This is a genomic window from Phytobacter palmae (assembly GCF_039409775.1).
Taxonomy (GTDB): Bacteria; Pseudomonadota; Gammaproteobacteria; order Enterobacterales; family Enterobacteriaceae; genus Phytobacter; species Phytobacter palmae.
This window is the reverse complement of record NZ_JBCIVJ010000016.1, coordinates 116,412-130,337: the sequence shown is the minus strand read 5'-3', so window position 1 is coordinate 130,337 and position 13,926 is coordinate 116,412. Positions and strand designations below refer to the sequence as shown.

General features: G+C 52.2%; 11 protein-coding genes, 1 rRNA gene and 1 riboswitch. Of the genes, 3 read left to right on the top strand and 9 right to left on the bottom strand.

Features of this window, described 5'->3' with window-relative positions; all coding sequences use genetic code 11:
- The 3 genes from AAIG39_RS18930 to btuB form a co-directional block, all read right to left on the bottom strand.
- Positions 1–980 (bottom strand): 16S ribosomal RNA (locus tag AAIG39_RS18930); the annotation flags it as partial.
- Between the two features lie 392 nt (positions 981–1,372).
- Positions 1,373–2,224, bottom strand: a complete 852-nt coding sequence (gene murI, locus AAIG39_RS18925) for a glutamate racemase (protein ID WP_090087815.1) — start codon at positions 2,222–2,224, stop codon at positions 1,373–1,375.
- Complete coding sequence (btuB, locus tag AAIG39_RS18920) at positions 2,169–4,019, bottom strand: TonB-dependent vitamin B12 receptor BtuB (protein WP_343194487.1); 1,851 nt, start codon at positions 4,017–4,019, stop codon at positions 2,169–2,171. The genes murI and btuB overlap by 56 nt, the downstream gene beginning before the upstream one ends.
- Before the next feature lie 66 nt (positions 4,020–4,085).
- Positions 4,086–4,265, bottom strand: a riboswitch (cobalamin riboswitch).
- A 119-nt stretch (positions 4,266–4,384) separates the two neighbouring features.
- On the opposite strand from btuB, the gene trmA reads away from it, so the two are divergent.
- Entirely contained in the window at positions 4,385–5,485 is a 1,101-nt protein-coding gene (trmA, locus tag AAIG39_RS18915) for a tRNA (uridine(54)-C5)-methyltransferase TrmA (protein WP_090087811.1), read from the top strand.
- A 47-nt stretch (positions 5,486–5,532) separates the two neighbouring features.
- Here trmA and AAIG39_RS18910 read toward each other — a convergent pair whose 3' ends face one another.
- Entirely contained in the window at positions 5,533–5,886 is a 354-nt protein-coding gene (locus tag AAIG39_RS18910) for a YijD family membrane protein (RefSeq protein WP_090087809.1), read from the bottom strand.
- 10 nt (positions 5,887–5,896) lie between these two features.
- Positions 5,897–6,535, bottom strand: a complete 639-nt coding sequence (fabR, locus tag AAIG39_RS18905; RefSeq protein ID WP_139223073.1) for an HTH-type transcriptional repressor FabR — start codon at positions 6,533–6,535, stop codon at positions 5,897–5,899.
- Positions 6,536–6,731: 196 nt separating this feature from the next.
- Between fabR and sthA the strand changes: the two genes are divergently transcribed.
- Complete coding sequence (gene sthA, locus AAIG39_RS18900; protein ID WP_039077270.1) at positions 6,732–8,132, top strand: Si-specific NAD(P)(+) transhydrogenase; 1,401 nt, start codon at positions 6,732–6,734, stop codon at positions 8,130–8,132.
- Here the strand turns inward: sthA and oxyR are convergent.
- The 4 genes from oxyR to argC all read right to left on the bottom strand — a co-directional run bounded on the left by oxyR (position 8,115) and on the right by argC (position 12,557).
- Positions 8,115–9,032, bottom strand: coding sequence for a DNA-binding transcriptional regulator OxyR (gene oxyR / locus AAIG39_RS18895; RefSeq protein WP_090087805.1), 918 nt, complete (start codon positions 9,030–9,032; stop codon positions 8,115–8,117). The two genes, sthA and oxyR, sit on opposite strands and share 18 nt — an antisense overlap.
- A 280-nt stretch (positions 9,033–9,312) precedes the next feature.
- Positions 9,313–10,686, bottom strand: coding sequence for an argininosuccinate lyase (argH, locus tag AAIG39_RS18890; RefSeq protein WP_090087803.1), 1,374 nt, complete (start codon positions 10,684–10,686; stop codon positions 9,313–9,315).
- A 74-nt stretch (positions 10,687–10,760) separates the two neighbouring features.
- Positions 10,761–11,537, bottom strand: coding sequence for an acetylglutamate kinase (argB, locus tag AAIG39_RS18885; protein ID WP_090087801.1), 777 nt, complete (start codon positions 11,535–11,537; stop codon positions 10,761–10,763).
- A 15-nt stretch (positions 11,538–11,552) separates the two neighbouring features.
- Positions 11,553–12,557, bottom strand: coding sequence for an N-acetyl-gamma-glutamyl-phosphate reductase (gene argC / locus AAIG39_RS18880; protein ID WP_090087798.1), 1,005 nt, complete (start codon positions 12,555–12,557; stop codon positions 11,553–11,555).
- Positions 12,558–12,729: 172 nt separating this feature from the next.
- Here argC and argE point away from each other — a divergent pair, with 172 nt between their 5' ends.
- Positions 12,730–13,881, top strand: a complete 1,152-nt coding sequence (gene argE, locus AAIG39_RS18875; protein WP_090087796.1) for an acetylornithine deacetylase — start codon at positions 12,730–12,732, stop codon at positions 13,879–13,881.
- Positions 13,882–13,926 lie beyond the last annotated feature (45 nt).

Sequence of the window (13,926 nt, the reverse complement as noted above, 5' to 3'; positions counted from 1 at the left end):
GGTTCTTCGCGTTGCATCGAATTAAACCACATGCTCCACCGCTTGTGCGGGCCCCCGTCAATTCATTTGAGTTTTAACCTTGCGGCCGTACTCCCCAGGCGGTCGACTTAACGCGTTAGCTCCGGAAGCCACGCCTCAAGGGCACAACCTCCAAGTCGACATCGTTTACGGCGTGGACTACCAGGGTATCTAATCCTGTTTGCTCCCCACGCTTTCGCACCTGAGCGTCAGTCTTTGTCCAGGGGGCCGCCTTCGCCACCGGTATTCCTCCAGATCTCTACGCATTTCACCGCTACACCTGGAATTCTACCCCCCTCTACAAGACTCAAGCCTGCCAGTTTCGAATGCAGTTCCCAGGTTGAGCCCGGGGATTTCACATCCGACTTGACAGACCGCCTGCGTGCGCTTTACGCCCAGTAATTCCGATTAACGCTTGCACCCTCCGTATTACCGCGGCTGCTGGCACGGAGTTAGCCGGTGCTTCTTCTGCGGGTAACGTCAATCAGCACGGTTATTAACCGTACTGCCTTCCTCCCCGCTGAAAGTACTTTACAACCCGAAGGCCTTCTTCATACACGCGGCATGGCTGCATCAGGCTTGCGCCCATTGTGCAATATTCCCCACTGCTGCCTCCCGTAGGAGTCTGGACCGTGTCTCAGTTCCAGTGTGGCTGGTCATCCTCTCAGACCAGCTAGGGATCGTCGCCTAGGTGAGCCGTTACCCCACCTACTAGCTAATCCCATCTGGGCACATCCGATGGCAAGAGGCCCGAAGGTCCCCCTCTTTGGTCTTGCGACATTATGCGGTATTAGCTACCGTTTCCAGTAGTTATCCCCCTCCATCGGGCAGTTTCCCAGACATTACTCACCCGTCCGCCACTCGTCAGCAAAGCAGCAAGCTGCTTCCTGTTACCGTTCGACTTGCATGTGTTAGGCCTGCCGCCAGCGTTCAATCTGAGCCATGATCAAACTCTTCAATTTAAAAGTTTGATGCTCAATGAATTAAACTTCGTAATGAATTACGTGTTCACTCTTGAGACTTGGTATTCATTTAGTGTCCGAGGACATCAAGAATCCATGTCACTTTGAGTGCCCACACAGATTGTCTGATAAATTGTTAAAGAGCAGTGCCGCTTCGTTTTTCGCTGCGGCGCGGGGTGTGCATATTACGCTTTCCCGCTGCAGAGTCAAGTATTTATTTTTACTTTTCCCTGCGGGCTTCTCACCGGCATTTGCCTGAAAACCCTGCTGACCCGGCGGCTTGTCTGCCGTTGTTCCGTGTCAGTGGAGGCGCATTATAGGGAGTTCCTGTGAAGTGACAAGCCCTAATTTTAAAAAATTTTTCAACCGTCTCTTTTTTGCTCAAAAGACAATTAAAGTGCGAGTTTTTCGAGCGTTCCGAAGCCATAGCGCTGTAGAACGGGCAATAAAAGAACAGTTTCTGGTGTGACAGCCATGCAATAGGCCAGATTCTCATCTTCTGATTTAGCCTCAGGTGCTTCATGCTCAAGCAACCATGCCGTACGACGCGCAATAGCCGCACCAGAATCTACCAGCCTCGTCCCCTCGGGAAGAACCTGTAACAACTCATGCTGCAATAAAGGGAAGTGTGTACAGCCGAGCACCACGGTATCGGGTGGCTCCGGCATCCGCAGCCACGGGCGTAAGATGCGTTTGAGCTCATCCAACGGAACGGGTTTACCGTGTAACTTCGCTTCCGCAAGCTCAACCATCTCCGCAGAACCCAGCAATTCAATTTTGCATTCGTTAGCGAAGCGCTTAATGAGTTCATGGGTATAAGGACGTTTTACGGTCGCTCGTGTCGCCAGTAATCCCACCACACCATTCGCCGTTAAGCGTGCAGCGGGTTTGATGGCGGGAACCACCCCAACAACCGGGAAAGCGAATTTCTCGCGTAGCGCAGGTAAAGAAACAGTGCTGGCGGTATTACAGGCAATAACGGCAAGCGCCAGGGGATATTGAGCCTGAACGGCAGTGACAATTTCGACAACACGTTCAACGATGAATTCTTCGCTCTTTTCACCATAAGGAAAGGCGACATTGTCGAATGCGTAAATGTAATGCAGGTCCGGCAGGAGGTGCCGGACCTCATCATAAACCGATAACCCACCAACGCCAGAATCGAACACCAGCACGGTAGGCCGCAGTTTAGAAGGTGTAGCTGCCAGACAAGGTGTATTCTCGTCCTGCAGTTTGGTAGCCATAAGCTGTCTCGTAATCTTTATCGAACAGGTTGGCTATTTTACCACGAACTGTCAGGTGAGAGGTCATTGGATATGACAATCCAATGTCCCAGACGCTTACACCGCCCAGTTTAACTGTATGGGAGGTATAAGTTGTTGCGTCATAGGCGTTGTCATAGCGTTGCCCCAGATATTGATACGCAACATTCCAGCCCAGGTCATAAATCTGCCCGGTCAGTTCGTACTTAACCTGCTGCTTCGCACGACGTGCAAGCACCTTATTGGTTTCGTCATCACGCGGATCGATATATTGCAGCGTTAAATGATGATCGACAGGACCTGTTGTCACGTTTCCGGTCCACTCCAGACCTTTAATGGTGGCCGATTTTACGTTGTAATAAGCGTTGTTATCGTAATCAATCAAGTTATTGATTTCATAGCGATATGTAGACAGTCGCCAGTCCAGCGGTCCCGTCAGGCCTTCAAGCCCAGCTTCCCATTGCTTTGACTCTTCTGGTTTCAGATTCGGGTTGGAAGCAATACCAAACCGCTCCGCACCAAACTGCTGACCAAGTGACGGAGCCAGGAACCCGGTACCGTAAGAAAGCGTTACACGGTAATTATCAACGAACTCCCAACCCGCCGCTGTCTGCCAGGTACCATGCCAGCCGAACTGTTCGTCATGGTCTTCACGCCCGGATGCTTCCAGGGTTACCTTGTCAATTTGCTGCTGACCTGTCAGATAGAGCCCGGTGGTATCGCGCTTGTAGATATCCGTATTGGATGTGCCGCTGGATTGCAGTTTCTCCTGTTTCCAGTCAACGCCACCGCTAACGGAGCCATGTCCAACCTCGACGTTGTTACCCCACTGGATGTAACGCTGCTCCATATTGTCCAGGCTTGCGCTCGCTGCATAGCGACCATCCTGCGCATTGTAATTATAATTTTTAAGGTGCTGATAATTGGCAATCAGCTGAGATGAATAGATACCGGAATGATAATTAAGGCCGGTATCCCATGATTGGGTGTAATTCTGGCTTTCATCACCACCGCCTGCGTAACCACCACTGCCCTGGTCGTAATCGGTATTTGAGCTGTAGCCATACCCGCGGAAGAACCCTGAGATGCTATCGTTAAATTTATGCTGAACGCCGCCCCAGAATAGTTTATTGCGATAACCGTCGCGATCGCTGTCATCCGCATAGGTTGAATCGGGTTGTACGTTAAAACCTTTGGTCGTCTGATACGCGCCAGCAGCCGTCACCATCGTATCGCCAAAGCGTTGATTTATCGCGCCGTCATAGTTCTGGTAACTGTTGCTTCCCATCCCTGCGTTAATCTGCGCACACTCATCGTCACTCATCGTAATGATGTTAACCACGCCACCAATGGCTCCTGAGCCATAAACCGCAGAACGTGGCCCACGGATATATTCAATACGCTGTACCAGCGACACCGGGATCTGACCAATATCAATTGCGTTGCCAATACCGGCACGCGCCATCGGTACGCCGTCAATCAATACCAGCACATGACGCGCTTCGGTACCGCGAACAAAGAGAGAGGAGCTCTGCCCTATTCCACCATACTGGGCAATATCCACTCCAGGCAGGCGACGCATCACATCGTTAAGGTCTTTTGACTGCCAGCGTTGAATATCCTCACGCGTCACCACATCGGTGGGTGCCAGTACGGTATTCACCGGTTGTTGAAAACGGTTTGCTGTTACTACCAGAGAGTCCGGGTTACCATCCTGCGCCCAGCCGGAAAATGCCGTGACGGAGAGCGCCGTCAGCAGCGAAGCTTTTTTAATCATTGTGAGAGCATCCACAAAATAATAAGGATGCCGCAGGCGTCATCAATAGCTCGCGATGATGGCGCCAAATGCGACGTAATTCCGGCAGGTCTTCGGGCTGGGAGGTACAACAAGATGATGACTTCCCACATATATATGCAGTGTCTGCTTTCGCTATCATCCCACACATCCTTACCGCTGCGCGTCAGCTCCAGATTTACACTGGATTCCCTTTTAACTCACAGGACCGGAACAAGGATGCTACATTCAGAAACATATAGATGTCCAGACTGCTATGCCGGGAATTGAAAAAACATCCAGGACTGGACATCCCCTGAGCAATCCCTACAATCCCCCGCGTTATTCTTAATCATTCAGGAAGCACAATGACACCCGAACACCTGCCGACAGAACAGTACGAAGCCCAGCTGGCTGAGAAAGTCGTACGTCTGCAAGCCATGATGACGCCTTTTTCCGCGCCCGTTCCGGAGGTGTTCCGTTCACCGGTCAGCCATTACCGCATGCGCGCCGAATTTCGTATCTGGCACGATGGCGACGATCTCTACCACATTATTTTTGATCAGCAGACGAAAAGCCGAATCCGCGTCGATAGCTTCCCGGCGGCAAGCGAACTGATCAATCAGTTAATGAAAGAGATGATGGACGGCCTGCGAGGCAATAAAGTGCTTCGCCACAAGTTGTTTCAGATTGACTACCTGACCACCATGAGCAATCAGGCCGTTGTCTCCCTGCTGTATCACAAAAAACTGGATGACGAATGGCGTGAAGAGGCCACGCGTCTGCGTGATGCCTTACGTGCGAAAAACCTGAATGTGCACCTGATCGGACGCGCCACCAAAACTAAAATCGAACTGGATCAGGATTATATTGACGAACGTCTACCGGTTGCCGGAAAAGAGATGATTTATCGCCAGGTTGAAAACAGCTTCACACAACCCAACGCGGCAATGAATATTCAGATGCTGGAGTGGGCACTGGGCGCAACGAAAGATTCAACAGGCGACCTGCTGGAGCTCTACTGCGGCAACGGCAATTTCTCACTGGCACTTGCACGTAATTTTGATCGCGTTCTGGCTACAGAAATCGCCAAGCCTTCGGTTGCGGCTGCACAATATAATATCGCCGCGAATCATATCGATAACGTGCAAATCATTCGTATGTCAGCAGAAGAGTTTACCCAGGCAATGAACGGCGTGCGTGAATTCAACCGCTTGCAGGGTATCGATTTGAAAGATTATCAGTGCGAGACGATTTTTGTCGATCCGCCGCGTAGCGGGCTGGATGCGGAAACGGAAAAGATGGTGCAGGCCTATCCGCGTATTCTTTATATCTCCTGTAATCCGCAGACACTGTGTAAGAACCTGGAAACTCTGAGCCAGACACACCGCGTTGAACGCCTTGCGCTGTTCGATCAGTTCCCTTACACGCACCATATGGAGTGCGGCGTATTGCTCACTGCGAAATAGAAGACGAAGCGCATCAGCTCAAGGGCAGGATGCGCTTCATCTATGGTTTACAGTTCTGACTTACGGTTACGCATGCGATAACCAATCCAGAAAACCAGGATTACGGACAATACCGCTGGCAGGAAATTAGAGCCAATAGCCGGATATTCCGCCCGTACAACGGTGCTGTAAAGTAACACGCCCAGAATAAAGCAGGCCGCGGCCAGGCCCGGCAACCCGACCGGCATAGTTCGGTTTTGATAGCGCTGATGCAGGCAGTACACCGTTAGCACCAGTGAGATGATCGGGAAGACGGAAAAAGGCACGATCGAGCTAAAAATCGCTGCAAATGCGCCATTAATCGATAAGCCAGCGATCAGCGCCAGCAACAATGTACCTCTATCCTGGACAGATTGTTTCATTACTTATCCTTCACTCGTCGGTTTGATGCGCCAGTTTCTCTTGTTCACGGCGATACCAGTAGTACGCACCTTTGGAGATCATCCGCAGCTGCAATACCAGTCGCTCTTCTAATTGCCTGCGTTGCTCAACGCCGATATCCAGTGCCTCGGCACCCGCGCTGAAAACAATAGTGACCATTGCCTCGGCCTGCGCTTCGGTGAACGCACGCGGCATATGGTTTTCGAGTTCGAGATAATCGGCAAGTTCCGCAATAAAGTGCTGAATTTCACGTGCTACCGCAGCGCGGAATGCCGCTGAGGTGCCGGACCGTTCACGGAGCAGCAGGCGAAATGCGTTCGGATTGTTGCCGATAAATTCCATAAAGGTCGAAACGGAAGTTCGAATAACACTGCCGCCTTTTGCGATACGCTGGCGTGCCTGACGCATCAACTGACGCAGCATTAAGCCGCTCTCATCGACCATGGTCAGGCCGAGCTCATCCACATCGCGGAAATGGCGATAAAAGGACGTCGGGGCAATGCCCGCCTCACGCGCAACTTCGCGCAAACTCAGGCTGGCAAAACTGCGCTCAGCGCTAAGCTGGCTAAATGCCGCCTCAACCAGCGAACGCCGGGTTTTTTCTTTTTGTTGCGCTCTAACGCCCATCACGATGCTTGAATCCCTCCGCAGACCTGCTGGCACTATACCAGAGAATAAAACTAATCGGATTGTACTGGATTGTGAATGATTGTTTACGAGCTCTTTCTGCTTTACTGCATGAAAAAAGCACAACGATAATTGGGTTATCCCGCTAACGATGTTACTATTATGTTGTTTTTATGTATAAGAACAGGTAAGCCCTCCCATGCCACATTCCTACGATTACGACGCAATAGTTATAGGCTCCGGTCCCGGCGGCGAAGGCGCTGCTATGGGGCTGGTTAAACAAGGTGCCCGGATAGCAGTCATTGAGCGCTATCACAACGTGGGCGGAGGATGTACCCACTGGGGAACCATCCCTTCGAAAGCCCTTCGCCACGCGGTCAGCCGTATTATCGAATTTAACCAAAACCCTTTATATAGCGACCACACCCGCCTTCTTCGTTCCTCTTTCGCCGATATTCTCAATCATGCGGATAGCGTGATTAACCAACAAACGCAGATGCGGCAAGGTTTTTATGAGCGTAATCGCTGTGAGATCTTGCAGGGTAACGCCCATTTTATTGATCCTCACACAGTTTCGCTGGAATGCCCGGATGGTTCAGTGGAAACCCTCACCGCCGAGAAGTTCGTGATAGCCTGTGGCTCTCGCCCCTATCGCCCGGCCGATGTGGACTTCTCTCATCCGCGCATTTATGACAGTGACTCGATTCTGAATATGCACCACGAACCTCGCCACGTGATCATCTACGGTGCGGGGGTGATCGGCTGCGAATACGCTTCGATCTTCCGGGGAATGAATGTCAAAGTCGATCTGATCAACACCCGTGATCGCCTGCTGGCCTTCCTGGATCAGGAAATGTCGGACTCCCTTTCCTATCACTTCTGGAACAGCGGCGTCGTTATTCGCCATAACGAAGAGTATGAGCAGATTGAGGGAATGGATGATGGTGTGATTATGCACCTGAAATCCGGCAAGAAAGTGAAAGCAGACTGTCTGCTCTACGCAAATGGTCGTACCGGCAACACCGACAGTTTACAACTGGAAAATATTGGTCTGGATGCTGATGGCCGTGGTCAGTTGAAAGTCAACAGTATGTACCAGACAGCGTTACCGCATATTTATGCCGTTGGCGACGTGATCGGTTACCCAAGCCTTGCTTCGGCGGCTTATGATCAGGGGCGTATTGCCGCGCAGGCGATGGTGAAAGGTGAAGCGACAGCACACCTGGTTGAAGACATTCCAACCGGCATTTACACCATTCCGGAAATTAGCTCTGTGGGCAAAACCGAGCAGCAGCTAACGGCAATGAAAGTACCTTATGAGGTGGGCCGGGCTCAGTTTAAACACCTGGCGCGAGCGCAGATTGTGGGCATGAACGTTGGCACGCTGAAAATCCTGTTCCATCGCGAAACCAAAGAGATTCTAGGGATTCACTGCTTTGGGGAACGCGCGGCCGAAATCATTCATATCGGCCAGGCGATTATGGAGCAAAAAGGTGGCGGTAACACAATCGAATACTTTGTTAACACCACCTTTAACTATCCGACCATGGCAGAAGCCTATCGGGTAGCCGCGCTAAATGGCTTAAACCGCCTGTTTTAACGCACTGTCGAAATGGCCATCCATCGCACCACGGATGGCCTCTGCCAGCTGCTCATAGCGGCTACGCAGCGGTGAGCCAGGACGATAAACCAGACCAATCGTACGACGCGGCTCCGGTTTTATACATGGCAGATACACTACACCATCCCGCACACGCTCACGCGGTACCGCCAGCGCTGGCAGTAACGTGATTCCGCTGCCTGCAGCTACCATATTGCGAAGTGTCTCCAGACTGGTCGCCCGGAAGTGAGTGTCTTCATCTGCACCCGCTTCAAAGCAGAAGCCCATCGCCTGATCGCGCAGGCAATGCCCATCTTCCAGCATGAGAAGTTTTTCACCCGCCAGATCGGACATCGGGACGCGGTCGCGATTCGCCCACGGATGGTCTTCGTAAATCGCCAGCATCATGGGTTCGTCGAAAAGCGGCACCTCAATAAAGGCCTCACTCTCTTTCACCAGTGCCAGGATTGCACAATCCAGCTTGCCGCTGTCCAGTTGCGCCAGAAGCTGATGGGTCTGCGCTTCATGCAGATACATTTCCAGTTTCGGGAACGTCTGATGCAGCATAGGGATAATATGCGGGAGCAGATAGGGTCCAACGGTAGGGATTAAGCCAATATGCAGTGGGCCGGACATCGTTTCCCCTTGCTGACTTGCCATCTCCTTGAGCACTTTGACCTCACGCAGCACGGTACGCGCCTGATCCACCAGCAGTAAACCGGCCTGAGTGAACAAGACCTTGCGGCTGGTACGCTCCAGCAGCATAACGCCAAGCTCGTCTTCCAGTTTACGAATTTGCCCGCTCAGTGTTGGTTGGCTGACGTGGCAGGAATCCGCAGCACGGCGAAAATGGCGGTGTTCAGCTAACGCCACCAGATATTCAAGATCACGAATATTCATTATTCATCCTCCGTCGCCACGATAGTTCATGGCGATAGATAGAATAGCAACGAACGATTATCCCTATCAAGCATTCTGTTCAATCATTAACTCAAGAAACGAAGCGGGAATCATTACCCTTGATGCCACTGCAAGTTCTCTCTGAACAACTAAAGCCAACGTGAACATTTGCGGACCCTACGGTCCGCTTTTTTTTTGCGCACAATAAAAAGAGAAAAGGCAGCAAGCGCTGCCTTTGTCAGGGTTTGCTCTTTCGCCCTTTGGGGAAGAGCAAAGAGGATTAAACCAGGCGGTTTTTCGCATCGACAATGGCCTGAGCGACCTGTTTTGGTGATACGCCACCTTTTGCTGCGCGTTTATCAAGGCAAGATTGCAGCGACAAAATCGGATAAACATCATCGGCAATCACCGCGCTAAATTTTTGCAAATCCGCCAGCGCCAGCTCTTCGAGCGGTTTACTCTGACGGATAGCTTCCACCACAGCTTCACCAACAATATGGTGCGCTTCACGGAATGGCACACCTTTGGCAACCAGATAATCCGCCAGCTCGGTCGCGTTCGCATAACCCTGCTGCGCCGCTTCCTGGCAACGCGGACGTTTCACCTGAATGCCGTCCAGCACCAGCGCCGCCATGTGCAGGCAGTCAAGCCAGGTATCGAGAGCATCGAACAGTCCTTCTTTGTCTTCCTGCATATCTTTATTGTACGCCAGCGGCAGGCCTTTCAGGGTCATCATCATACCGGTCAGCGCTCCCTGTACACGGCCACATTTGCCGCGGATCAGCTCCAGCGCATCCGGATTTTTCTTCTGTGGCATCAGGGACGAGCCGGAGGTAACGCGATCGGACAATTCAACAAATCCGGCTTCACCGGTATTGAAGAAAATCAGATCTTCGGCGAAACGAGAGAGATGGACCATACCGATAGATGCATCAGAGAGCAGCTCCAGTACATGGTCACGGTCAGAAACGGTGTCCAGGCTGTTGCGGGTTGCGGATGCAAAACCCAGCCAGCCTGCCAGCTGTTCGCGATCAATTTCATAAGCGGTGCCCGCCAGCGCACCACAGCCCAGCGGGCTCACGTCCAGGCGCTTAAGCGTATCCTGCAGACGGCTTTCATCACGCGCCAGCATTTCTACATAGGCCAGGCACCAGTGGGCAAAAGTGACAGGTTGCGCACGTTGCAGGTGGGTGTAACCCGGCATTACCGCATCCTGGTTATTCTCTGCGGTTTCAACCAGCGCGCTTTGCAACTGACGGTTTGCGGTCAGCAGCTCAGCCACCGTGTCTTTGCACCACAGTTTGAGATCGGTCGCGACCTGATCGTTACGGCTACGCCCGGTGTGCAGCTTTTTCCCCAACTGACCGACTTTATCAATCAGTTTGCCTTCCACCCAGCTGTGAATGTCTTCGGCATCGCTTTCGAGGATCTGCTGTGGATTAGCACGCACTTCTTCCAGCAGGATATTCAGCGCATCTTCCAGTTGAAGCTGCTCCTCGCTGGTTAACACACCCACAGTAACCAACGCTTTGGACCAGGCCACAGAGCCAACGATATCCTGCTCCGCCAGGCGATAGTCAAAGCGCAAAGAGTCATTGAACTGTTTGAACCGTTGATCTGCTGCCTGAGTAAAACGCCCACCCCAAAGTGCCATAACATGCTTCCTTAAATTCGTTTAATGTTGCCTGTCTTTCACCCTCTCCTCTAAAGAGAGGGTCAGGGAAAATTTTAAGCCAGAATACGTGTGCCGATTGGTGTGCCGTTAAACAGCGCCGGTAACTGATCCGCATGCCGCCAGGAGGCGATATCCACCGGGCGATTCAACGTACGTGCCGCATCCAGCGCCGCATTCACTTTCACAATCATGCCATCGGTGATGATGCCCTGCGCAATTAACTGCTCAGCTTTAGCCGCCGTCATCTCGGCAATACGCTGACCTTTACCATCCAGAATACCGCTCACATCGGAGAGCAGAATCAGATCTGCGCCCAGCGTTGCCGCCAGTGCCGTCGCCGCCTGGTCTGCGTTGACGTTCATCAGTTCGCCTTCATCGGTCACGCCAATGGAGCTAATCACCGGCAGGAAACCACCGTCCAGTAACGCGTTAATAAGCTTCGGCGAACCCGGTTGCGCCTGGCCCACATGGCCCAGTTCTTCATCCAGTTTCGTCACTTTCACGCTGTCACCGTCGCCAAGGTACAGACCGACAGATGGAATCTGATGTTTCTTCGCCCAGGCCAACAGGGTTTTGTTCGCCGTTCCCGCCAGAGCACCGGTAATAATGTCGATTTGATCGGCCGGGGTCACGCGCAGGCCATTTTTCTTTTTCACCGGCAGGTTGAGCTGTTTCATCAACTCATCCACTACGCAGCCGCCACCGTGGACAATGACCAGCGGGCGCTGGTGCGATTCACGATAATTCACCAGCGCGGTAAACAGACGCTCCAGCGCTTCTTCACTATCCAGCAGTACGCCGCCGAGTTTAATAATTAATGGATTCATCATCAGGCCTGCACTCAATTAGATAAGAGACTGGGTTTCAGCGTAGCCGAAACGAATATTGGCACACTGCACTGCCTGTGCAGCCGCGCCTTTTAATAAGTTATCTTCGGTGGCCACAACAATCAGGTGCTCGTCCTTCACGGCGAAACCAATATCGCAGAACGGCAGGCCAACCACATTTTTCAGAGCCGGAACGCCTTTATCGTACAGGCGTACCAGCGGTTTATTGCCATAAGCCTGTTGGAAAATCCCGGCGATCTGAACCTGTGTTACCCCTGGTTTCAGACGGCAGGTAATGGTTTCCAGAATGCCACGCGGGAAATTACCCAGATGCGGGGTAAAAATAACGTCAGCGCCCAGGTGGGTGGTGATTTCCGGATGATGACGATGATTGAACACGCCATACGGCTGCAGGCTGACTTCACAGAAACTATTCGAGATAGCGGCTTTACGCCCTGCGCCACTCACACCACTGGTGGCGTTAATTACTGGCCACTGATTCAGTTCCAGCACACCCGCATCGATCAGTGGTTTAAGGGAGAGCTGAGCCGCCGTTGGGTAGCAACCCGGTACGGCTATCAGCTTCGCCTCTTTCAGTGCATCCGTGTTCCACTCCGCCAGACCATACACTGCCTGCGCGAGGAGGTCCGGATGTTGATGAGTAAAGCCATAGAATTTTTCATAGAACGCAGGATCGTTAACACGAAACGCACCAGACAGGTCAAAAACCACGCAACCTGCAGCGAGGAATTGTGGCGCCAAATCGTGGCTAACTTCATGCGCCGTTGCCAGAAATACAACATCCACACCTTGTGCGAACTCACTGATATCCGACATCGGCTGCAATGGCAGGTCGACAATGCCTTTCAACTGCGGATGTAAATCAGAGACCAATTTTCCTGCATCATTGCTTTGCGCTGAAACCGTCAAAGCGGTTATGTTCATATGAGGATGGCGATTTACATAGGTCACTAGCTCTGCGCCGGCGTAACCGCTGGCACCCACAATTAATGTGTTCAACATCGGGGCAGTCTACCTTCTTAGTACGTCATGTTTGCCAGGGAGTGATTTGGCATCAATCCCACGTCGCGCTGTAAAGGCGCCGGATGGGTTCCTTTACGCTCAGCATTAATGTATTTTTATTCACTATTAATGCATGAATATTGATACTATCACGAACTCAGGTATGTCAACAATGAAAATGAATTTGCCACCATTTATCGAGATTTACCGCGCCCTGATTGGCACTCCGTCTATCAGCGCAACGGAAGAAGCCCTTGATCAAAGCAATGCTTCTTTAATCAATCTGCTGGCTGGATGGTTTGGCGACCTCGGGTTCAAGGTTGAAGTACAACCCGTCCCCGGCACACGCAACAAGTTTAATCTATTAGCCAGCATCGGTGAGGGCGCTGGCGGTCTTCTGTTGACCGGCCATACCGATACCGTTCCCTTTGATGACGGGCGCTGGACGCGCGATCCCTTCACGCTGACGGAACATGATAACAAGCTCTACGGCCTGGGCACCGCCGATATGAAAGGCTTCTTCGCCTTCATTCTTGACGCGTTGCGTGATGTTGATGTGACGAAACTGAAAAAGCCGCTCTACATTCTGGCGACGGCCGATGAAGAGACCAGCATGGCAGGTGCGCGTTATTTTGCTGAAAATACGCAACTGCGGCCGGATTGCGCCATCATCGGCGAGCCCACCTCACTGCAACCGGTCCGCGCGCACAAAGGCCATATCTCCAGTGCAATTCGCATACTGGGGCAATCGGGTCATTCAAGCGATCCCGCCAGAGGGGTAAATGCTATTGAACTGATGCATGATGCCATTGGTCATATTCTGCAGCTACGCGACAATCTGAAAGAGCGTTTTCACTACGATGCGTTCACCGTACCCTATCCGACATTGAACCTCGGCAGCATCCACGGTGGTGACGCGTCTAACCGAATTTGCGCCTGTTGTGAACTGCATATGGACATTCGCCCGCTTCCGGGGATGACGCTTGAAGATCTGAATGGCCTGCTCAATGAGGCGCTGGAGCCGGTAAGCAGCCGCTGGCCGGGTCGCCTGACGGTTTCTGAACTTCACCCGCCGATCCCGGGTTATGAGTGCCCGCAGGACCATCAATTGGTCGACGTGGTCGAAAAACTGTTGGGTGTAGAAACGGAAGTGGTCAATTACTGCACCGAAGCGCCGTTTATCCAGACGCTGTGCCCGACGCTGGTATTGGGACCTGGCTCGATCAATCAGGCTCATCAGCCCGATGAATATCTTGAGACCCGCTTTATTAAACCTACCCGTGAGTTAATCACGCAGGTGGTCCATCATTTCTGCTGGCATTAATTTGCATCACCTCACTCCGGTTAACCACATCCGGAGTGAGGGTAA